Origin of the sequence: Leptothrix sp. (in: b-proteobacteria), from assembly GCF_965250675.1 — a bacterium.
Lineage (GTDB): Bacteria > Pseudomonadota > Gammaproteobacteria > Burkholderiales > Burkholderiaceae_C > Sphaerotilus.
The window spans coordinates 338,864-360,294 of the sequence record NZ_CBDFPH010000011.1 but is presented as its reverse complement, the minus strand read 5'-3'; the positions used below and the strand labels follow the sequence as shown (position 1 = coordinate 360,294).

Sequence of the window (21,431 nt, the reverse complement as noted above, 5' to 3'; positions counted from 1 at the left end):
AGTGATTGGAGTTCAGGATGTGTGGCATCGTTGGGGTGACGGCCAAGTCGCCGGTCAATCAGCTGATTTATGACGCGCTGCTGCTGTTGCAGCACCGGGGACAGGATGCCGCTGGCATCGTGACCGCGATGGGCACCAAGTTCTTCATGCACAAGGCGCGCGGCATGGTGCGCGACGTCTTCCGCACCCGCAACATGCGCGGCCTGCCCGGCAACATCGGCCTGGGCCAGGCGCGCTACCCGACCGCCGGCAACGCCTACAGCGAAGAAGAGGCCCAGCCCTTCTACGTCAACGCGCCGTTCGGCGTGGTGCTGGTCCACAACGGCAACCTGACCAACGCGCATGCGCTCAAAAAAGAGCTGATCGACGTCGACCGCCGCCACCTCAACACCGAGAGCGACACCGAGGTGCTGATCAACGTCCTGGCGCACGAACTGGAACGCGCCGCGCGCGACCAGCCGCTCTCGCCGGCCGAGGTCTTCAAGGCGGTGGCCGAGGTGCACCGGCGCGTCAAGGGCTCGTACGCCGTGGTGGCGCTGATCGCCGGCTACGGCCTGCTGGCCTTCCGCGATCCGTTCGGCATCCGCCCGCTGTGCATCGGCTCGCAGCCGTCGGCAGACGGCGGTGTCGACTGGATGCTGGCGAGTGAATCGGTCGCGCTCGAAGGCACCGGCCACCAGCTGGTGCGCGACGTGGCGCCGGGCGAGGCGATCTTCATCGACACCGACGGCCGCATGCACGCCAAGCAGTGCGCGGTGTCGCCGACGCTCAACCCTTGCGTGTTCGAGTACGTCTACCTGGCGCGGCCCGATTCGGTCATCGATGGCGTGTCGGTCTACCACGCCCGCCTCAACATGGGCGAGACGCTGGCGCAGCGCGTCATCAACACGCTGCCGCCAGGCGAAATCGACGTGGTGATCCCGATCCCCGAGTCGAGCCGGCCGTCGGCGATGCAGCTCGCGCACAAGCTCGGCAAGCCCTATCGTGAAGGCTTCGTCAAGAACCGCTACGTCGGCCGCACCTTCATCATGCCGGGCCAGGCGACGCGCAAGAAGAGCGTGCGCCAGAAGCTCAACGCCATCGGCATGGAGTTCAAGGGCCGTAACGTGCTGCTGGTCGATGACTCGATCGTGCGCGGCACCACCAGCAAGGAAATCGTGCAGATGGCCCGCGAGGCCGGCGCCAACAAGGTCTACATGGCCTCGGCCGCGCCGCCGGTGCGCTACCCGAACGTCTACGGCATCGACATGCCGACCAAGGCCGAGCTGATCGCCCATGGCCGCACGCTGGAAGAAATCCGCCAGTACATCGGCTGCGACGCGCTGATCTATCAGGACGTGGAAGCGATGAAGCGCGCCGTCTCGGCGCTCAACCCCAAGCTCGACAGCCTGGAGGCGTCGTGCTTCGACGGCCACTACATCACTGGCGACGTGAGCGTGGCGGACTTCGAGGCCATGAAGACCCAGCGCGAATCGCAGCCGCAGGAAGAGGAGGGCGGCGCGGACCGCTCGCGCCTCGCACTGCAGAACGCCACTGAATAAGCCGGTCGAGCAAAGAGGCCCTCAAGATGAGCAATCCGAATCAGTCGTCCAAGCGCCTGCCGCGCGTGGAACTGCCCGCCGATGTGCGGCTGGAAACCGTCGCCGTGCGCGAGGGCTTGCCCGCGACGCCCTGGGGTGAAAACTCCGAGGCGCTGTTCCTGACCAGCAGCTTCGTGCACCCGAACGCGGCCACTGCGGCGGCGCGCTTTGCGCAGGAAGAGGAAGCGTTCGTCTACAGCCGCTTCACCAACCCGACCACGATGATGATGGAGCGCCGGCTCGCCGCGCTCGAAGGCACCGAAGCCTGCATCGCCACCAGCAGCGGCATGTCGGCCATCATGCTGTTGCTGATGGGTTTGCTGAAGGCGGGCGACCACGTGATCTGCTCGCGCAGCGTGTTCGGCTCGACCATCAAGCTGCTGCAGGGCGAGTTCGGCAAGTTCGGCGTCGAGACCACCTTTGTCTCGCAGACCGACGTGACCGAGTGGCGTGCCGCCGTGCGCCCCACCACCAAGCTGCTGTTCGCCGAGACGCCCAGCAATCCGCTGACCGAGGTCTGCGACATTCGCGCGCTGGCTGACGTGGCCCACGAGGCGGGCGCGCTGCTGGCGGTCGACAACTGCTTCTGCTCGCCCGCGCTGCAGCAGCCGGTCAAGCTGGGTGCCGACCTGATCATCCATTCCGGCACCAAGTACCTCGACGGCCAGGGCCGTGTGGTGGCCGGCGCGATCTGCGGCCCGGCGGCGCTGATCGAAGGTCCGTTCATGGCGGTGATGCGCTCGGCCGGCATGTGCCTGTCGCCGTTCAACGCCTGGGTGGTGCTCAAGGGGCTGGAGACGCTCACGATCCGCATGCAGGCGCAGAGCCGCGCGGCGCTGGAGCTGGCGCAGTGGCTGGAAGCACAGCCGCAGGTGGCGCAGGTGTTTTACCCCGGCCTGCCGTCGCACCCGCAGCACGCGCTGGCGATGGCGCAGCAGAGCGGCTCGGGCGGCGCGGTGGTGAGCTTCGTCACGCACGGCGACACGGCGGAGACGGCGCGCGCCAACGCGTTTGCGGTGATCGATGCCACCAGGATCTGCTCGATCACCTCGAACCTGGGCGACACCAAGACCACCGTGACGCACCCGTCCAGCACCTCGCACGGCCGGCTGACCGAGGCGCAGCGGCTGGCCGCCGGCATCACGCAGGGCATGATCCGCGTGGCGGTCGGCCTGGAACATATCGAAGACCTGAAGGCCGACCTCGCGCGCGGCCTGGCCCTGATCTGAATCTGTCATGACCCAAGTTCGCACCCGTTTTGCCCCGTCGCCGACCGGCTTCATCCACCTCGGCAACATCCGCTCGGCGCTCTATCCGTGGGCGTTTGCGCGCGCCACGGGCGGCACTTTCGTGCTGCGCATCGAGGACACCGATGTCGAACGCTCCTCGCAGGAGGCGGTCGATGTCATCATTGAGGGCATGAAGTGGCTCGGCCTGGACCACGACGAAGGCCCGTTCTACCAAATGCAGCGCATGGCGCGCTACAAGGAAGTGCTGGCCGAGCTGGTTGCCAAGGGCTGGGTCTATCCCTGCTACATGAGCACGACCGAACTCGACGCGCTGCGCGAGCGCCAGATGGCGAACAAGGAAAAGCCGCGCTATGACGGCACCTGGCGCCCCGAGGCCGGCAAGACGCTGCCACCGGTGCCCGAGGGCGTGGCGCCGGTGCTGCGTTTTAGGACGCCTCAGGGCGGCTCGGTGGTGTGGGAGGACAAGGTCAAGGGCCGCATCGAGATCAGCAACGATGAGCTCGACGATCTGGTCATCGCCCGACCCGATGGCACGCCGACCTACAACTTCTGCGTGGTGGTCGATGACATCGACATGGCGATCACCCACGTGATCCGCGGTGATGACCACGTCAACAACACGCCGCGGCAGATCCACGTTTTCCGCGCGCTGGGCCATGAGGCGCCCGTCTACGCCCACCTGCCGACCGTGCTGAACGCGCAGGGCGAGAAGATGAGCAAGCGCCACGGTGCCAAGCCTGTGACGCAGTACCGCGAAGAGGGCTATCTGGCCGACGCGGTGGTGAACTATCTGGCGCGCCTGGGCTGGAGCCACGGCGACGACGAGATATTTAGCCGCCAGCAGCTGATCGAGTGGTTCAACCTCGACCACCTCGGCCGCAGTGCCGGCCAGTTCGACGAAGCCAAGCTGCGCTGGGTGAACGCCCAGCACATGAAGAACGGCGACAACACAGTGCTGGCTGCGCTGGTGGCCGAACAGCTTGCCAAGCGCGGGGTGCAGGTGGCGATCGACGACAAGCTGGCTGCCATGTGCGCGCTGTTCAAGGACCGCTGCAGCACCACCGTCGAGCTGGCGGACTGGCTGATGATGTATTTCCGCCCTGTAGAGCCCAGCCAGGCTGATCTGGCCACGCACCTGACCGACGCGGCCAAGGCGGCTGTCGTGACGCTGCGCGACAAGCTCGCAGCGCTGGAGTGCTGGGACAAGGCGGCCATCAGCCAGGCCATCAAGGAAAGCATCACCGCGCACGGCCTGAAGATGCCGCAATTGGCCATTCCCGTGCGTCTTCTGGTGTGCGGCAGCACCCAGACGCCGTCGGTGGATGCGGTGTTGGCGCTGTTTGATAAAAAAGATGTCGAACAACGCTTGCAAAGCGTTTAAATCCATCGCATAATATCGTTCTCGTTTGAACAACGAAGCGCCTCTAGCAAACAAGTTTGCGGTGTACGGGGGTATAGCTCAGCTGGGAGAGCGCTTGCATGGCATGCAAGAGGTCAGCGGTTCGATCCCGCTTACCTCCACCATCAAGGCGTTTTGAAGTTCAATCTTGATAAATTTAGACCCCATCGTCTAGAGGCCTAGGACACGACCCTTTCACGGTTGTAACAGGGGTTCGAATCCCCTTGGGGTCGCCAAAGTTTTGAAGTTTTGTACCGCTGCGGAGTGGTAGTTCAGTTGGTTAGAATACCGGCCTGTCACGCCGGGGGTCGCGGGTTCGAGTCCCGTCCACTCCGCCAAGTAGTTTGTTTTACAAGTTTTGACCCCTTCGTCTAGAGGCCTAGGACACGACCCTTTCACGGTTGTAACAGGGATTCGAATTCCCTAGGGGTCGCCAAATTCAGTTTGGCTCAAGCAGCGCAGAGCTTGCGGAGAAATCCGAAAATCTCGCTCCACTGCGGAGTGGTAGTTCAGTTGGTTAGAATACCGGCCTGTCACGCCGGGGGTCGCGGGTTCGAGTCCCGTCCACTCCGCCATCAGCTTTGATGATTTAATAAGGGCGCCCCAGGGTGCCCTTTATTGTTTCTGCCGAGCATGAATCCCGTCCCCGACATGTCACACCGCGATGAGCAGGCCATGCGCCTGGCGCTGGATCAGGCCCTGAATGCGCAGTTGGTGGGCGAGGTTCCGGTCGGCGCCGTGCTGATCCGGCACACCGAGCAAGGGCCGCAGGTCATCGCCACAGGCTACAACCGTCCGATTACCACCCATGATCCGACCGCGCACGCTGAAATTGTCGCGCTGCGCCATGCCGCACAACTGCTCGAAAACTATCGTCTGCCTGATTGCGAGCTTTATGTGACGCTTGAGCCCTGTGCGATGTGCGCCATGGCTATGCTGCACGCTCGCGTCAAACGGGTGGTTTTTGGTGCACGCGACCCTAAAACCGGTGCAGCCGGCTCGGTGATCGATATTTTTGCCCAGCCGCAACTCAATCATCAAACCCAGATTCAGGGTGATGTGCTGGCAGAACCCTGCGGGCAGGTGCTGAAAGATTTCTTTGCCCAGCGCCGCGCCCAGCAAAAAGCCGAGCGCGAGGCTGAAAGAAATCAGCGCCAGCAGACCATCGATTCAGAGTCGATACTGCCGTTGCCTGATGTTGCCGAAGGCGGCGACACGATGGTGGCTGAATTCGACGCGCTACGAGATAACCTCCCATGACCACGACTCCAACGCCCGTGCACGGCGCGCTCACGATTTACAGCCCCTCGGGCGTGGTGATGCAGGCGCCTGCGCTGCGCCGGGCCGCGCGCCGCCTGGTCACGCTGGGTTTCGAGGTCACGATCGACGAAAGCGCCTTGGCCCGCAGCCAGCGTTTTGCCGGTGACGATGACACCCGGCTCGCCGCGCTGCACCGCGTGGCCGATGCCGCGCCGGCCGTGGCGCTGGCCACGCGTGGCGGCTACGGCCTGACGCGCTTGCTGGATCGTATCGAGTGGCCACGCCTGGCCCGAGCGGTGGAGCAGGGCACGCGCTGGGTCGGCTACAGCGACCAGACCGCGCTGCAGTTGGCGCTCTATGCCCATACCAAAGCCTCAAGCTGGGCCGGACCGCTGGCCTGTGATGATTTCGGCCGCAGCGACGCCGATGGCGGCCTCGACGAGATCACGCCCGATTGCTTCGTCGAGGCGATGAGCGGTGAGCTGGAAGCCGTGGGCTTCCGCACCGAAGCGGGTTTTGACGGTCTGGACGTCCAAGGCACGCTCTGGGGCGGCAACCTGACGGTGCTGTGCTCGCTGCTGGGCACGCCGCACTGGCCCAGGATCAAGGGCGGCGTGCTGTATCTGGAAGACGTCAACGAGCACCCGTACCGCGTCGAACGCATGCTGCTGCAACTGCATCAGGCTGGCGTGCTGGGTGCGCAGAAGGCGGTGCTGCTGGGCGATTTCAGCGGCTGGCGCAAGAGTCCGCTTGACCGGGGCTACAACTTCAAGACCATGGTGGCGCACCTGCGCAGCGTCTCGGCCACGCCGCTGCTGACCGGCCTGCCGTTCGGTCATGGCGAGACCAAGGTCACGCTGCCGATGGGGCGCAAGGCGCAACTGGTGGTGCAAGGGCGCGATGTGCTGATCGCCTGGTAAGGCACTCAGCCCGTGCTGTGCCGGTGGCTGATCGCGACAGGAATGGGGCTGGCTGGCTTGCTGCTTGCCGCCTGCAACAACAGCCCCTGGCCTGACGGCGCCGCGCAGGCCAACGCGCTGTACACGGCGGTGCTCGAGGCCTCACCCAAGCACCTGGATCCGACTGCGTCCTACTGGGCCAACGACACGCCCTACACCTACCAGGTCTACGAGCCGCTCTACGGCTACCACTACCTGCTGCGCCCGTTCAAGCTGGTGCCCAAGGCCGCACAGGTCGTCGCTGCGCCGCGTTATCTGGACAAGAACGGCCACGTCTTGCCTGCCGATGCGCCGGGCGAGCAAGTGGCCGAGAGCGTCTATGACATCCCGATCAAACCCGGCGTGCGCTACCAGCCGCACCCGGCGTTTGCACGCGATGCATCGGGCGCCTTGCGCTACCACGCGCTCCGGCCCGGTGAGCTGGGCGAGCGCACCAGCCCGCTGCAGTTCGAGCACAGCGGCACGCGTGAACTGGTGGCCGATGATTTCGTCTACGCCTTCAAGCGCCACGCTACCACCCGCATCGTCGCGCCGATCTTCGGGCTGTTCTCCGAGCATGTGATCGGTCTGAAGGACTACGGCAAACGCATCAAGGCCGAAGACGCCCAACTGCTGCGCGGCCTGCCTGAGGCCAGCCCCGACAAGCCTTTTCTCGACCTGCGCCGCTGGCCGCTGGTCGGCGTCAGCGCACCGGAAAAGCACCTGCTGCGTATCCGCCTGCAGGGTAAATACCCACAGTGGAGCTACTGGCTGGCGACCACCTTTGCCGCGCCGATTCCCTGGGAGGCCGATTCCTTCTATGCCCAGCCCGGCATGGCCGCACGCGGTCTGAGCCTGGACCGCTGGCCGATCGGCACCGGGCCTTACATGATGACCGAGTTCATCCAGGACCGTCGCCATGTGATGCAGCGCAATCCCCACTACCGCGGCGAGCCCTACCCCTGCGAAGGCATGCCCGGCGACCGTGAGGCCGGCCTGCTCGACGATTGCGGCAAGCCCACGCCCTTCATCGACACGCTGGTGTCGACGGTCGAGCATGAGAACCTCTCCATCAAGGCCAAGTTCCGCCAGGGCTATTTCGACACCGAGGTGTTCGAGCGCTCGGACGCCGGCATGGACTACCTGATCGACATGCTCGACTCGGCCGAGGCGCGCGCGCGTTATCAGGCGCAAGGTTTCCGGCTCGCCAAGGTGGCCGATGTGGCGTCCTGGACGCTGGGTTTCAACATGCTCGACCCTGTCATCGGCCAGGGCGACAGCCCGGCCCGGGCCGAGCGCAACCGCAAGCTGCGCCAGGCGATTTCGATTGCGATGGACTGGGAGGAGTTCTCCACCGTCTTTCCGCGCCAGGCCGGCGATGTGGCAATGAGCCCGCTGCCGGCGGGCATCTTCGGCTCGCGCCATGGTCAGGCGGGCGACTTCAACCCGGTCACGCATCGGCTGCAGGATGGCCGCGTCCAGCGTCGCGGCCTGGCAGAGGCCAAACGCCTGATGGTCGAGGCCGGCTATCCCGATGGCCGCGACGCCACCACCGGCCAGCCGCTGGTGCTCAACTACGACTACTACGCGCTGGCCTCGCCCGAGCGCAAGCCCGAGATCGACTGGGTGGTGCGCCAGTTCGCCAAGATCGACATCCAGCTGGAGGTGCGCGCCACCGACAACAACCAGTTCCAGGAGAAGGTGCGCCATGGCAAGCACCAGGTGTTCTGGATGGGCTGGAACGCCGACTACCCCGACGCCGAGAACTTTCTCTTCCTGCTCTACGGCCCCAATGGCAAGACCCGTGCCGAGGGAGAGAACGTCGCCAACTACCAGAACCCTGACTTTGATCGCCTGTTCGCACAGATGCAACTGACCGACGACGGCCCGGCCAAGCAGGCGCTGATCGACCAGCTGGTGGCACTGGTGCGCGAGGACGCGCCGTGGAGCCTGGGCTACTTTCCCTACTCCTCGGCCGCCGTGCAGCACTGGGTGCACAACTCGCGCTCGGCGACGTTGATCAAGGATCAGGGCCGCTATCTGCGCCTCGACACCGCCGAGCGCGTGCGCCAGCAGGCCGCCTGGAACCGGCCGCTGTGGTGGCCGGTGGGCGTGGCAGCGCTGGCGTTGGTCACGCTGGCCTTGGCTTTACGCGCCCAGTGGCGTGCCCGCCAGCGCCGCCGCGCCCTGGCCACGGTGCCGTCATGCTGAGCCACATCCTGCGGCGCCTGCTCTACGCTGCGCTGGTGCTGCTGGGCGTGAACCTGGGCACCTTCTTCCTGTTCTTCACCCTCAACACCGCCGATGACATGGCGCGGCTGAACATCGGCGGCAAGCGTGTCACCCAGCAGGCGGTCGATCAGTGGAAGGCCGAGCGCGGCTACGACAAGCCGCTTTACTGGAACCCTGACGAAGCGGGCGCGCAGCGGCTGACGCGCACGATCTTCTGGGAGCGCTCGGTCAGCCTGTTTGCGCTGGATTTCGGTCGGGCCGACTCGGCCGGCGCCGCCGACATCGGCACCGAGGTGCGCGCCCGCCTGGCCGTCAGCGCACAGTTGGTCTTGCCGCTGCTGGTGCTGCAGATGCTGGCGGGTGTTGCGCTGGCCTTGCTGCTGGTGATGCTGCGCCACACGCGCTGGGACTTCTGGGGCGGGGTGGTGTGCGTGCTGATGCTGTCGATCTCCAGCCTGTTCTACATCATCGTCGGCCAGTATTTCTTCGCGCGGGTGCTCAAGCTCGCGCCGGTGTCGGGCTACGCCAGCGGGCTGGACGCGGTGCGTTTCCTGGCGCTGCCGGTGCTGCTGTCGCTGCTGGCCCGGCTGGGTGGCGAGGCACGGCTGTTCCGCGCCATGCTGCTCGAGGAGTTGCGCCGCGACTACGTGCGCACCGCGCGCGCCAAGGGCCTGACCGAGGCGCAGGTGCTGGTCCGCCACGTGCTGCGCAACGCACTGCTGCCGATCCTGACCAGCGCCGGCAGCTTTCTGCTCTACGTCTACCTGGGCAGCCTAGTGTTCGAGAACTTCTTCGGCCTGCCCGGCCTGGGCGCCTATGTGTTCGAGGCGATCGCCCGGCAGGACTTCGCCGTGGTGCGCACCATGGTTTTCATCGGCTCGCTGCTGCACATCGGCTGCTACCTGCTGATCGACCTGGCCTATGTCTGGGTCGACCCGCGTGTGCGGCTGAATTCCACATGACCGCCTGGCCCCGCTTCGTCCTGTTGTGGACCGACGCCGCGCTGTGGCTGATGGTGCTGGGCCTGCTCGCCTACGTGCACCACGTGCGGCGCCACCCGGCCTTGTGTCAGCCCTGGCAGCGCGTGTTCAGCCAGGTGCCGGCGGTGGTGGCAACGGTGGTGCTGGCGGCCTGCCTGGGGGTGACGTTGCTCGACAGCGTGCATCTGCGCCGCGCCTTGCCTGCGGCGCCCGGCGCGACAACCGCCAGTGCGCCGGCGTATGAGGTGCGGCTGGTTTCGGTGCTCGACCTGCTGCTGGCACGCCTGATCGACACGCGCGAGGCCACCTATTCCGGCCCGCTGGCCTATGTCGGTTTCACCAGGGAGTCGGTCGAGGTCGACGGCCAGATTCAGCGCATCGCCCCGCGCCTGCGCTTTGGCGGCGCGCATCTGCAGAATCCGGCGCGCGAGTGGGTGCCGGATGTGCTGTGGCGTGGCGCGCGGGGGCTGCTGGTCGGCTGGGGTGTTGTGCTGGCCGCCGCCGTGCTGTGGGGGCGGACCCGGCCGCCGGCAGGCACCGCCCGATCACCCCGGCGCGCTGTTTTCTGGACGCTGATCGCGCTGGCCACGCTGGTCGGGCCGGCCAGCCAGTGGATGGGCCACTATCACGTGCTCGGCACCGACAGCACCGGCAACGACGTGCTCTACCAGGCGCTCAAGAGTCTGCGCACTGCCTTTGTCATCGGCAGCGTGGCCAGTCTGGCGATGCTGCCGCTAGCGGTGGGGCTGGGCCTGGCGGCGGGTTACTTGCGCGGCTGGGTCGACGCTGCTGTGCAGTACCTCTACACCGTGCTGTCTTCGGTGCCCAACGTGCTGCTGATTGCCGCTTGCGTGCTGATGCTGCAGGCGTTTCTGGACCAGCAGCCCGACGCGGTCGAGACCGGTGCCGAGCGCGCCGACCTCAAGCTGCTGCTGCTGTGCCTGGTGCTGGGCCTGACCGGCTGGACCGCGCTGTGCCGGCTGGTGCGCGCCGAGACCCTCAAGCTGCGCGAGCTGGATTACATGCAGGCCGCGCAGGCGCTGGGCGTCAGCCGGCTGGGCATCATGCGCCGCCATCTCCTGCCCAATGTGACGCACCTTGTGCTGATCATGGTCGTTCTGGAGTTTTCGTCGCTGGTGCTCTATGAGGCGGTGCTGAGCTACGTGGGCATCGGCGTCGACCCGACGCTCAACAGCTTCGGCGGCATGATCAACCTGGCGCGCAGCGAAATGAGCCGCGATCCGGTGGTGTGGTGGCGCTTCACGGCCGCGTTCGGCTTCATGGTCACGCTGGTGCTGGCTGCGCACCTGCTGGCGGATGCGGTGCGCGAGGCCTTTGATCCCCGCGCGGGTGGAGCCGATCGGTCATGAGCGCTGCACAGCCCCGGCCACGCGCCACCCGGTTGAGCATCAGGGGCCTGAGCATGAGTCTGCCGGGGGCGCAAGACGCCGCCCGGCGGCATGCCATCCGGGATCTGAGTCTGGACATTCCGCGCGGCCAGACCGTGGCGCTGGTGGGCGAGTCCGGCTGCGGCAAGAGCCTGACCGCACTGGCGCTGATGCGGCTGTTGCCGGAGGCCGGCCGCATCGAGGCCGGCGCAGTCTGCCTGTGCGAGGCCGATGGCACCGAGCTGGACCTGCTCGACCTGCCCGAATCCGCCATGTGCGCGGTGCGCGGCGGGCGCATCGGCATGATTTTCCAGGAGCCGGCCACTTGTCTGAACCCTGTGCTGACGGTGGGCGCGCAGTTGCGCGAGGCGATCAAGGCCCATACCCCGCTGCGGGGTACCGCGGCGCGGCAGCGGGCGCTGGCGTGGTTGCAACGGGTGGACTTGCCCGCCAGCGCGCTGGACGACTATCCGTTCCGCCTGTCTGGTGGCCAGCAGCAGCGCGTCATGATCGCCATGGCGCTGGCGGCCGAGCCTGATTTCCTGATCGCCGACGAGCCGACCACCGCCCTCGACATGACCACCCAGCAGCAGGTACTCGACCTGCTGCAGCAACTGCAGCGCGAGCTGGGTTTGGGACTGCTGCTCATCAGCCATGACCTGGCCTTGGTGGCGCAACGCGCGCAGCAGGTGGCGCTGATGGTGGCCGGGCAGATCGTCGAGGTCGCGCCGGCGGCGGAATTCTTCAGCGCGCCGCGTCACCCGCAGGCGTGGCAGCTGCTGCAGGTCTGGTCCAGTACCGCCCGGACGGATCCCCGTTCGACCGCTGTGCCCCCTGCCGCTCCGTTGCTGACGGTGCGTGATCTGCGCGTGGAATTCCCGCAGCGATCAGGCTGGCTGCGACGCCTCAGTGGCATCCCCGCCGAGCACCACGCCGCCGTGGACGGTGTGTCGTTCCAGGTGGCCGCCGGCCGCACGCTGGCGCTGGTGGGCGAGTCGGGCAGCGGCAAGACCACCACGGGCCGGGCGCTGCTGCAACTGCTGCAAGGCACGGCGTGCGTGAGCGGTCAGGCGGACTGGGCCGGGCAGAACCTGCTGACGCTGCAAGGCGCGGCGCTGCGGCAGGTGCGCCGGCAGGTGCAGATGGTGTTCCAGGACCCGCAGGCCTCGCTCGACCCGCGCCAGTTGGTCGCCGACGCGCTGCAGGAAGGCCTGATCGCGCTGCGGCCTGAGTTGAATGCAGCTGCCCGGCAGGCCGCCGCGCGCCACTGGCTCGACCGCGTCGGCCTGCCGGCTGCGGCGCTGGCGCGTTATCCCCATGAGCTCTCGGGTGGGCAGCGGCAACGCATTGCCATTGCGCGTGCGCTGGCCGTGCAGCCGCGCCTGCTGGTGTGCGATGAGCCGACCTCGGCGCTCGATGTGGCGGCGCAGGCTCAGATCTTGAGCCTGCTGGCCGAGTTGCAGCGCGAGACCGGCGTGGCGATGCTGTTCATCAGCCACCACCTCGGCATGGTCGAGGTGGTGGCTGATGACGTGGCGGTGATGCGCGCCGGCCACATCGTCGAGGCCGGCCCGGTCGCGCAGGTGCTGCAGCGGCCGGCGCATCCCTACACGCAGCAACTGCTGGCGGCGGTGCCCCGGCTGGGCGGAACGGCTTAGAGCACCTCGGAGGCGAAGTCCGCCAGCCGTGAGCGCTCGCCGCGCGCCAGCATGATGTGGCCCGAATGCGGCCAGCCCTTGAAGCGGTCGACCGCGTAGGTCAGGCCGGAAGAGCCTTCGGTGAGGTAGGGCGTGTCGATTTGCGCCAGGTTGCCCAGGCAGACGATTTTTGTGCCCGGCCCGGCGCGCGTGATCAGCGTCTTCATCTGCTTGGGCGTGAGGTTCTGCGCCTCGTCGATGATGACGAACTTGTTCAGGAAGGTGCGCCCGCGCATGAAGTTCAGGCTCTTGATCTTGATCTTGCTGCGCACCAGATCGGTGGTCGCTGCACGGCCCCATTCACCGCCGCCGCCATCGCCGCGCCCGAGCACTTCGAGGTTGTCGTCGAGCGCGCCCATCCACGGGCTCATCTTCTCTTCCTCGGTGCCGGGCAGGAAGCCGATGTCCTCGCCCACCGGCACGGTCACGCGGGTGACGATGATTTCGGTGTAGCGCCGCTCGTCCATCACCTGGCTCAGCGCGGCGGCCAGCGTCATCAGTGTCTTGCCGGTGCCGGCGGTGCCGGTCAGGGTGATGAAGTCGCACTCGGCGTCCATCAGCAGGTTGAGCGCAAAGTTCTGCTCGCGGTTGCGGGCGCTCACGCCCCAGACCGAATGCTTGGCGTGGGTGTAGTCCTTGAGGGTCTTGAGCACGGCGCTCTTGCCCGTGATCTCGGTGACCTTGGCGTAGAGCGGCGCGGCGCCCGCGGCTTCGAAGTAGACGAACTGGTTGATCATCAGCGCCGGCACCAGCGGGCCGCTGATGCGGTAGTAGGTGGCGCCGTTCTGCTGCCAGCTCTCCATGGTCTTGCCGTGGCGCTCCCAGAAGTCGGCCTGCAGCGGCAGTGCGCCGGTGTAGAGCAGGTCGCCGTCTTCGAGCGTCTTGTCGTTGAAGTAGTCCTCGGCGGGCAGACCGAGCGCACGCGCCTTGATGCGCATGTTGATGTCCTTGGACACCAGCACCACCTCGCGGTCGTTGAACTGCGTGCGCAAGGCCTTCACCACGCCCAGGATCTGGTTGTCGGCCTTGCCCTGCGGCAAGCCGGTGGGCAGCGTGACGTCCAGCAGCGTGGTCTGGAAGAACAGCTTGCCGCCGGCCTCGCGGTGGCCGGTCTTGGCCAGCGCAATGCCGGCTGCGGTGTTGAGGTTGGCGGTGTCCTCGAGGCTGGCGGCCAGCGCATCCAGCTCGCGGCTGACCTGGCGCACGTTGCGCGAGACCTCGCTCATGCCCTTCTTGTGGCCGTCGAGCTCTTCGAGCGTGATCATCGGCAGGTAGATGTCATGCTCTTCGAAGCGGAAGATCGACATCGGGTCGTGCATCAGCACATTGGTGTCGAGCACGAACAGCTTGGCCGGGCCGGTGCCGCGTGGCGTACGGGCGCGGCGCGAGCCAGTCGTGGCGGGCGGCTTGGGCGCAACCGGTGCGGGGGCTTTGGCAGCTTCGGCCACCACAACCACCGGTGAGGCGGTGGGACGGACTTTGGCCGCAGGGGCCGGCGCCGGCCGCTTCGCTGCGGGCTTGTTGCCGGCTGCAGCGGTTCGGGTCGCCACAGGCGCCATGACCGGTGCCGCAGCGGGCGTCGGTTTGGCCGGGCGGCGGGTGGATTTCTGCGCGGGCTGGAGCGTCGCTGAAGTCTCGAAGGCGCTGGCGTCAAGCATCGCGCCGCGTTTGGCTGGAGGTTTTGGCAGTGGCATGAGTTCAGTGTGACGAAGCCAGAAAGCAAAAAGCCGCACAGCGAGCTGTACGGCTTGAGGAGTCGACCGACAGTGTCACGTCGGTCAGGCAGTGGTGCGGGGAGGGGGTCACGCGCATGCAACGATTATGCATACCCGGATCGTGAAATCAGCCCTTGAGATCCTGAACCGCCTTGAGCACTTCGTCGACGTGGCCGGCGACCTTGATGCCGCGCCACTCGGCGCACAGGATGCCCTTGGGGTTGATCAGGAAGGTCGAGCGCTCGATGCCCTTGACCTTCTTGCCGTACATGATCTTGTTCTTGACCACGCCGAACATGTGGCAGAGCTTTTCTTCGGTGTCGGCGATCAGGTTGAACGGCAACTCGAGGTTCTGCTTGAACTTGTCATGCGAGGCCATGTTGTCGCGCGAAACACCGAAGACCACGGCACCGGCGTCGGCAAACGCCTGGTGCTGGTCGCGAAACTGCATCGCTTCAGTCGTGCAGCCGGGCGTGTTGTCCTTCGGGTAGAAGTACAGCACCACGGTCTTGCCGATAAAGGCCTGAGGGGTGAATTTCACGCCACCGGTTGCATTCGCTTCAAGTTCGGGAAGAGCTTTATTGATAGCGGGCGTCATGCAGTGTCTATATGTGTTCAAAATGCCCGGTCGGGCACAGCCCACAGATTATAAGGGCTTGAGGGTTTCACCCCAGCAGCAACGCACCGACCACGCGCCTGCCCTCGTTGACGAGGATGTTGTAGGTGCGGCAGGCGGCGGCCGTGTCCATGCTCTCGACCCCGATACGGTGCTGCATCAGGCTGCGCAGCAGCACGGGCGAGGCGAACTTCAGCGCAGCGCCGCTGCCGTAGATGATCACCTCGGGCTGCAGGGCGATCAGCGCCTCGAAATGCTCGGCCTGCAGGTCGGCGTGGCGGGCGCAATCCCAGGCCTGGATGTCGCCCCGCCAGGGCACGATCAGGCTGGAGCGCCAGACCTGGCCGTTGATGGAAATGGCGTCTGCGGTGCGGGCCGAAATGGCGTTGACGCCTTCGAGGTGGTCGGGCTGAAACTTCACGGTGCGACGTCCGGTGGCTGCCCCGAGGGGCTATGCGTAAAATTCTATCTTTCGTCTGCCATTGCTTTGATTTAAGGAACACTTGTGCTCAAGCCCATCGTCAAATCCAGCAAGCTCGCCAACGTGTGCTACGACGTCCGTGGTCCGGTGGTCGAGAAGGCGCGCCAGATGGAAGAAGAAGGGCACAAGATCATCAAGCTCAACATCGGCAATCTGGCGGTGTTCGGGCTGGAGCCGCCCGAGGAGATCGTGCAGGATATGATCCGCAACCTCTCCAACGCGGCCGGCTACACCGACAGCAAGGGCCTGTTCGCGCCGCGCAAGTCGGTGGTGCACTACACGCAGGAGAAGAACATCGCCGGCGTGACGGTCGATGACGTCTACCTGGGCAACGGCGCCTCCGAGCTGATCGCCATGAGCATGAACGCGCTGCTCGACGACGGCGACGAGGTGCTGATTCCCTCGCCCGACTACCCGCTCTACACCGCCGTGGTGTCGTTGTCGGGCGGCACGCCGGTGCACTACCAGTGCGACGAGCAGAGCGACTGGTATCCGGACATCGCCGACATCAAGGCCAAGATCACGCCGCGGACCAAGGCGATCGTCGTCATCAACCCGAACAACCCGACCGGCGCGCTCTATCCTGACAGCCTGCTGCGTGAGATCGTCGACGTGGCGCGCCAGCACCAGCTGATCATCTTTGCCGACGAGATCTACGACAAGACGCTCTACGACGGCAACACCCACACCAGCATTGCCTCTCTGGCAGACGACGTGCTGTTCGTCACCTTCAACGGCCTGAGCAAGAACTACCGCTCCTGCGGCTACCGCGCCGGCTGGATGGTGGTCTCGGGCGACAAGCGCCATGCCAAGGACTACATCGAAGGCCTCAACATGCTGGCCACCATGCGCCTGTGCGCCAACACGCCCGGCCAGCTGGCGATCCAGACCGCGCTGGGTGGTTACCAGAGCATCAAGGACCTGGTCGTGCCCACCGGCCGGCTGTGCCGCCAGCGCGACCTGGCCTATGACCTGCTGACGCAGATCCCTGGCGTCAGCGTCGTCAAGCCCAAGGCGGCGCTCTACATGTTCCCGCGCCTGGACCCGAAGATGTACCCGATCACCGACGACCAGCAGTTCGCCTACGAACTGCTGGCCGACGAGAAGGTGCTGATCGTGCAGGGCACTGGCTTCAACTGGAAGACGCCGGACCACTTCCGGCTGGTCTTCCTGCCCAACTCCGACGACCTGACCGATGCGGTCGGCCGCATTGCCCGTTTCCTGGACGGCTACCGCCGCCGCCACGCCTGAGGCGTGACGTCGGCCTGACGCCAGACCTTTCGCCCACTTCTCCCCTGAACCCGGCGCCTCGACGCGCCCCTTGTCTCATGAAACCCATCCAAGTCGGCCTGCTGGGCATCGGTACCGTTGGCAGCGGCACGTTCAACGTGCTCACCCGCAACCAGGAAGAGATTCGCCGCCGCGCCGGTCGCAGCATTGAGATCACGATGGTGGCCGACCTCAACACCGAACGCGCCCGTGAAATCGTCGGCGACGGCGTGCAGGTGGTCGCCGACGCGCGCGCCGTGATCGCCAACCCCGAGATCGACATCGTCATCGAGCTGATCGGCGGCTACGGCATTGCCAAGGCGCTGGTGCTCGAAGCGATCGCCGCCGGCAAGCACGTCGTGACGGCCAACAAGGCGCTGCTGGCCGTGCACGGCACCGAGATCTTTGCGGCCGCCCGTGAAAAGGGCGTGATGGTGGCCTTCGAGGCGGCCGTCGCTGGCGGTATCCCCATCATCAAGGCGCTGCGCGAGGGCCTGACCGCCAACCGCATCGAGTGGATCGCCGGCATCATCAACGGCACCACCAACTTCATCCTGTCGGAGATGCGCGACAAGGGCCTCGACTTCGCGGTCGTGCTCAAGGAGGCGCAGGCGCTGGGCTATGCCGAGGCCGACCCGACCTTCGACATCGAAGGCGTCGACGCCGCCCACAAGGCCACGCTGATGAGCGCGCTGGCCTTCGGCATCCCGGTGCAGTTCGACAAGGCTTACGTCGAGGGCATCACCAAGCTGGGCGCGGCCGACATCCGCTACGCCGAGCAACTCGGCTACCGCATCAAGCTGCTGGGCATCGCCAAGCGCCAGGCCAGCGTCAACGGCGTGGCCGGCGGCATCGAGTTGCGCGTGCACCCCACCCTGGTGCCGGCCAAGCGCCTGATCGCCAACGTCGAAGGCGCCATGAACGCCGTGATGGTGCAGGGCGACGCCGTCGGCACCACGCTCTACTACGGCAAGGGCGCCGGCAGCGAGCCGACCGCCAGCGCCGTGATCGCCGACCTGGTCGACATCACCCGCCTGCACACCGCCGACCCCGAGCAGCGCGTGCCGCACCTGGCCTTCCAGCCTGACGAGTTGCACGCCACGCCGATCGTCGGCATCGAGTCCGTCGTCACCGCCTTCTACCTGCGCCTGCGCGTGGCCGACCAGAAGGGCGTGCTGGCCGCCATCACCCGCATCCTGGCCGAGAGCGACATCTCGATCGACGCCGTGCTGCAGCGCGAGTCCGCCGAAGGCGAGAACCAGACCGACGTCATCATCCTGACCCACGACACCGTCGAAGGCCGCATGCGCGCCGCGCTGGCGCAGATGCAGGCGCTGCCGACCGTGCTGGCACCGATCGTCAGCCTGCGCAAGGAAGAGTTGGCGTGAAGTACATCAGCACCCGAGGCGACCGCACCGAGCGCCATTTCTGCGAAATCCTGCTGGAAGGCCTCGCGCCCGATGGCGGCCTGTACCTGCCGGTTGCCTACCCCAAGGTCGACGCGGCCACGCTCGCCGCCTGGCGCGGCGTCCTGGCCCATGGCGGCTACGCCGACCTGGCCTTCGAGATCCTGTCGCTCTACATCGACGACATTCCGGCCGATGACCTGCGCGTGCTGACCCGCAAGACCTACACGGCCGATGTGTTCGGCACGGCTGAAATCGTGCCGCTGAAGCCGCTCGAAGCCGGCCTGTGCCTGGAAGCCCTGTCCAACGGTCCGACGCTGGCCTTCAAGGACATGGCGATGCAGCTGCTCGGCAACCTGTTCGAGTACGAACTGGCGCGCCGTGGCGAGACGCTCAACATCCTCGGCGCCACCAGCGGCGACACCGGCAGCGCGGCCGAATACGCCATGCGCGGCAAGCACAACGTCAGCGTCGTCATGCTCAGCCCGCACGGTCGCATGAGTCCGTTCCAGCAGGCGCAGATGTTCAGCCTGCAGGACGCCAACATCCACAACATCGCCGTGGAAGGCGTGTTCGACGACTGCCAGGACATTGTCAAGGCGGTGTCCAACGACCTGGCCTTCAAGCGCCAGTACCGCATCGGCACCGTCAACTCGATCAACTGGGCGCGGCTGCTGGCGCAGGTGGTGTACTACTTCGCCGGCTACTTCCAGGCCACCCAGTCGAACGACGAGCAGGTCAGCTTCACCGTGCCGTCGGGCAACTTCGGCAACGTCTGCGCCGGCCACGTTGCCCGCATGATGGGCCTGCCGGTCAAGCATCTGGTGGTGGCCACCAACGAGAACAACGTGCTGGAAGAGTTCTTCCGCACCGGCACCTACCGCGTGCGGGCCAGTGCCGAGACCTACGAGACCTCCAGCCCGTCGATGGACATCTCCAAGGCGAGCAACTTCGAGCGCTTCATCTTCGACCTGCTTGGTCGCGACGGCGCGCACACCAAGGCCTTGTTCGGCGACGCGCTGGCGCAGGCCGGCGTGTTTCAGATCAGCGCCGAGGAGTTCGCCCGCATCCCTGGTTACGGCTTCCAGTCCGGCCGTTCGACCCACGCCGACCGGCTGGCGACCATCCGCGCCACCTGGACCGGCCAGGGCGTGCTGGTCGACACCCACACCGCCGACGGCGTCAAGGTCGCGCGCGAACTGCGCGAAGACGGCGTGCCGATGATCGTGCTCGAGACCGCGCTGCCTGCCAAGTTCGAAGCCACGATTGCCGAGGCGCTCGGCCCCGACGTGCACGCGCCGCGTCCCGACGGTCTGGCCGATCTGGAGAGCCGCCCCAAGCGCTTCCAGGTCATGCCGGCCGACACGGCGCAGGTGCAGGCGTACATCCGCCAGCACGTGCCGCTGTGAGCGGCCCGATGAAGGCTTCACGCGGATGAAGGTCGTCGGCCTGTGCGGCGCCTCCGGCTCCGGCAAGACCACGCTGGCCGAGGGCCTGATCGCCGCGCTCAAGGCCAGCGGCGCGCGGGTGTCGGTCATCAAGCACGCCCACAAGCGCTTTGACATCGACCTGCCCGGCAAGGACAGCTACCGCCACCGCGCGGCGGGCGCCTACGAGGTGCTGGTGGCCAACAGCCACCGCGTCGCGCTGATGCGCGAGTTCGAGTCCGAACGCGAGCCGGACGTGCATGAGCTGATCGCCCAGCTCACCGACTTGGGCGACGCCAACCGTCCGCACTGGGTGCTGGTCGAAGGCTTCAAGCACGCCGACCTGCCCAAGATCGAAGTCTGGCGCGCCGTGCGCCCGGCGGATCTGCGCTACCCGCACGACCCGCATGTGGTGGCGGTGGCGACCAACGACCCGTTGCCCGAGCCGACGCAGTTGCCCGTGCTCGACCTCGATCAGCCCGCCACCATCGCCCACTTCCTGCAGCAGGACGCCGCCCGCTATGACTACGCCCCCCGCTGATCGCCGCCCGCCGCTGCAAAGCCTGGACTACGCGCTGGCGCGTCTGCTGACCGCCGTCAGCCCGCTGGGCACGACGGAGGACGTCTCGACCTTCGATGCGCTCGGCCGCGTGCTGGCGGCCGATGTCGCCAGCCTGATCGACGTGCCGCCCGCCGACAACACCGCCATGGACGGCTACGCACTGCGCGCGGCGGATGGGGTCGCCGACGTCGCCTTGCCGATCAGCCAGCGCATTCCCGCCGGCGTGGTCGGCCAGCCGCTGCAGCCCGGCACGGCGGCGCGCATCTTCACCGGCGCGCAAATTCCTGCCGGTGCCGATGCGGTCGTGATGCAGGAGCAGTGCGAGGCGCTGACGCTGGCCGACGGCACTGCCGCCATGCGCGTCAAGGCGACGGTGGACGTCGGCCAGTGGATTCGCCGCCGTGGCGAAGACGTTCAACGCGGCGCGGTCGTGCTGAGCGCCGGCACCCGGTTGACGCCGCAGGCACTCGGCCTGGCCGCGTCGGTGGGTGCCGGGCGCCTGACGGTGGCGCGCCGCCCGCGCGTGGTGGTGTTCTCGACCGGTGATGAACTCGTCATGCCCGGCGAAGTCGCGCCCGACGCCATGCCGCCCGGCGCCATCTACAACTCCAACCGCTTCACCCACCGCGCGCTGCTGCAGGCGCTGGGCTGCGAGGTGATCGATCTGGGCATCGTGCCCGACCGCCTGGACGCCACCCGCGCCGCGCTGCGCCAGGCCGCGCAGCAGGCCGACCTGATCCTGACCTGCGGGGGGGTGTCGGTGGGCGAAGAAGACCACCTGAAGCCCGCGGTGCAGGCCGAAGGCCGGCTGGACCTGTGGCAGATGGCGATCAAGCCCGGCAAGCCGCTGGCGTTCGGCGCGGTACGGCGCGAGCAGGGTGGGGATGCGGGTGAGGCCTGGTTCATCGGCCTGCCCGGCAACCCGGTCTCCAGCTACGTCACCTTCCAGCTGCTGGTGCGCCCGGTGCTGCTGCGCCTGATGGGCGCGACCGACTTGGCGCCGCGCGCCTACACGCTGCGCGCCGATTTCGACTGGCCGCGCCCTGACCGTCGGCGCGAATTCGTGCGTGCCCGCATCAACGCGCAAGGCGGGCTGGCGCTCTACCCGAACCAGGGCTCGGGCGTGCTGACCTCGGTGGTCTGGGGCGACGGGCTGGTGGATCTCACTTCCGGCCAGGTGGTGCAGGCCGGCGACCTGGTGCGCTTTCTGCCGCTGCGGGAATTGAGCTGA

Annotated in this window: 17 protein-coding genes and 5 tRNA genes; 19 read left to right on the top strand and 3 right to left on the bottom strand. The window is 66.7% G+C overall.

Annotated elements, in window-relative coordinates:
- Window positions 1-17: 17 nt before the first annotated feature.
- The 14 genes from purF to AC5IG3_RS16160 all read left to right on the top strand — a co-directional run bounded on the left by purF (window position 18) and on the right by AC5IG3_RS16160 (window position 12,685).
- On the top strand, window positions 18-1,541 hold the full coding sequence (gene purF, locus AC5IG3_RS16225; protein WP_491907325.1) for an amidophosphoribosyltransferase: 1,524 nt from the start codon (window positions 18-20) through the stop codon (window positions 1,539-1,541).
- 26 nt (window positions 1,542-1,567) lie between these two features.
- The gene (locus AC5IG3_RS16220; RefSeq protein WP_491907324.1) at window positions 1,568-2,809 is read left to right on the top strand and encodes an O-succinylhomoserine sulfhydrylase; all 1,242 of its coding nucleotides are present in this window, start codon (window positions 1,568-1,570) and stop codon (window positions 2,807-2,809) included.
- Window positions 2,810-2,816: 7 nt separating this feature from the next.
- The gene (gltX, locus tag AC5IG3_RS16215) at window positions 2,817-4,211 is read left to right on the top strand and encodes a glutamate--tRNA ligase (protein ID WP_491907323.1); all 1,395 of its coding nucleotides are present in this window, start codon (window positions 2,817-2,819) and stop codon (window positions 4,209-4,211) included.
- Window positions 4,212-4,278: 67 nt separating this feature from the next.
- Window positions 4,279-4,354, top strand: a tRNA-Ala gene (locus AC5IG3_RS16210).
- Window positions 4,355-4,389: 35 nt separating this feature from the next.
- A tRNA-Glu gene (locus AC5IG3_RS16205) sits at window positions 4,390-4,465 on the top strand.
- 25 nt (window positions 4,466-4,490) lie between these two features.
- Window positions 4,491-4,567 (top strand) — tRNA-Asp (locus AC5IG3_RS16200).
- A 22-nt stretch (window positions 4,568-4,589) separates the two neighbouring features.
- Window positions 4,590-4,665: transfer RNA gene (locus tag AC5IG3_RS16195), tRNA-Glu, on the top strand.
- 62 nt (window positions 4,666-4,727) lie between these two features.
- Window positions 4,728-4,804: transfer RNA gene (locus tag AC5IG3_RS16190), tRNA-Asp, on the top strand.
- A 58-nt stretch (window positions 4,805-4,862) separates the two neighbouring features.
- Window positions 4,863-5,489, top strand: a complete 627-nt coding sequence (tadA, locus tag AC5IG3_RS16185) for a tRNA adenosine(34) deaminase TadA (protein ID WP_491907322.1) — start codon at window positions 4,863-4,865, stop codon at window positions 5,487-5,489.
- Complete coding sequence (locus AC5IG3_RS16180; RefSeq protein WP_491907321.1) at window positions 5,486-6,409, top strand: LD-carboxypeptidase; 924 nt, start codon at window positions 5,486-5,488, stop codon at window positions 6,407-6,409. The genes tadA and AC5IG3_RS16180 overlap by 4 nt, the downstream gene beginning before the upstream one ends.
- A gap of 42 nt (window positions 6,410-6,451) precedes the next feature.
- Entirely contained in the window at window positions 6,452-8,638 is a 2,187-nt protein-coding gene (locus AC5IG3_RS16175) for an ABC transporter substrate-binding protein (protein WP_491907591.1), read from the top strand.
- Window positions 8,632-9,621 carry an ABC transporter permease gene (locus AC5IG3_RS16170; RefSeq protein WP_491907320.1) on the top strand — a complete coding sequence of 330 codons (990 nt, stop codon included), beginning with the start codon at window positions 8,632-8,634 and terminating at the stop codon, window positions 9,619-9,621. The genes AC5IG3_RS16175 and AC5IG3_RS16170 overlap by 7 nt, the downstream gene beginning before the upstream one ends.
- Window positions 9,618-11,009 (top strand): ABC transporter permease, encoded by a 1,392-nt coding sequence (locus AC5IG3_RS16165; RefSeq protein WP_491907319.1) that lies wholly within the window; start codon window positions 9,618-9,620, stop codon window positions 11,007-11,009. The genes AC5IG3_RS16170 and AC5IG3_RS16165 overlap by 4 nt, the downstream gene beginning before the upstream one ends.
- A gap of 53 nt (window positions 11,010-11,062) precedes the next feature.
- Window positions 11,063-12,685 (top strand): dipeptide ABC transporter ATP-binding protein, encoded by a 1,623-nt coding sequence (locus AC5IG3_RS16160; protein ID WP_491907318.1) that lies wholly within the window; start codon window positions 11,063-11,065, stop codon window positions 12,683-12,685.
- On the opposite strand, the gene AC5IG3_RS16155 is transcribed toward AC5IG3_RS16160, so the two are convergent.
- The 3 genes from AC5IG3_RS16155 to AC5IG3_RS16145 all read right to left on the bottom strand — a co-directional run bounded on the left by AC5IG3_RS16155 (window position 12,682) and on the right by AC5IG3_RS16145 (window position 15,476).
- Window positions 12,682-14,418 (bottom strand): PhoH family protein, encoded by a 1,737-nt coding sequence (locus AC5IG3_RS16155; protein ID WP_491907317.1) that lies wholly within the window; start codon window positions 14,416-14,418, stop codon window positions 12,682-12,684. The two genes, AC5IG3_RS16160 and AC5IG3_RS16155, sit on opposite strands and share 4 nt — an antisense overlap.
- Before the next feature lie 148 nt (window positions 14,419-14,566).
- Window positions 14,567-15,037 carry a peroxiredoxin gene (locus AC5IG3_RS16150; RefSeq protein ID WP_491907316.1) on the bottom strand — a complete coding sequence of 157 codons (471 nt, stop codon included), beginning with the start codon at window positions 15,035-15,037 and terminating at the stop codon, window positions 14,567-14,569.
- Between the two features lie 67 nt (window positions 15,038-15,104).
- Window positions 15,105-15,476, bottom strand: coding sequence for an Mth938-like domain-containing protein (locus tag AC5IG3_RS16145; RefSeq protein WP_491907315.1), 372 nt, complete (start codon window positions 15,474-15,476; stop codon window positions 15,105-15,107).
- A gap of 84 nt (window positions 15,477-15,560) precedes the next feature.
- Between AC5IG3_RS16145 and AC5IG3_RS16140 the strand changes: the two genes are divergently transcribed.
- The 5 genes from AC5IG3_RS16140 (at window position 15,561) to AC5IG3_RS16120 (ending at window position 21,431) form a co-directional block, all read left to right on the top strand.
- On the top strand, window positions 15,561-16,787 hold the full coding sequence (locus AC5IG3_RS16140) for a pyridoxal phosphate-dependent aminotransferase (RefSeq protein WP_491907314.1): 1,227 nt from the start codon (window positions 15,561-15,563) through the stop codon (window positions 16,785-16,787).
- Window positions 16,788-16,864: 77 nt separating this feature from the next.
- Complete coding sequence (locus tag AC5IG3_RS16135) at window positions 16,865-18,193, top strand: homoserine dehydrogenase (protein ID WP_491907313.1); 1,329 nt, start codon at window positions 16,865-16,867, stop codon at window positions 18,191-18,193.
- Entirely contained in the window at window positions 18,190-19,620 is a 1,431-nt protein-coding gene (gene thrC / locus AC5IG3_RS16130) for a threonine synthase (protein WP_491907312.1), read from the top strand. Before AC5IG3_RS16135 ends, thrC begins: the two co-directional genes overlap by 4 nt.
- Window positions 19,621-19,645: 25 nt before the next feature.
- Window positions 19,646-20,179, top strand: coding sequence for a molybdopterin-guanine dinucleotide biosynthesis protein B (mobB, locus tag AC5IG3_RS16125; protein WP_491907311.1), 534 nt, complete (start codon window positions 19,646-19,648; stop codon window positions 20,177-20,179).
- A complete protein-coding gene (locus AC5IG3_RS16120; protein ID WP_491907310.1) occupies window positions 20,160-21,431 on the top strand; it encodes a molybdopterin molybdotransferase MoeA in 1,272 nt (423 codons plus the stop codon). The genes mobB and AC5IG3_RS16120 overlap by 20 nt, the downstream gene beginning before the upstream one ends.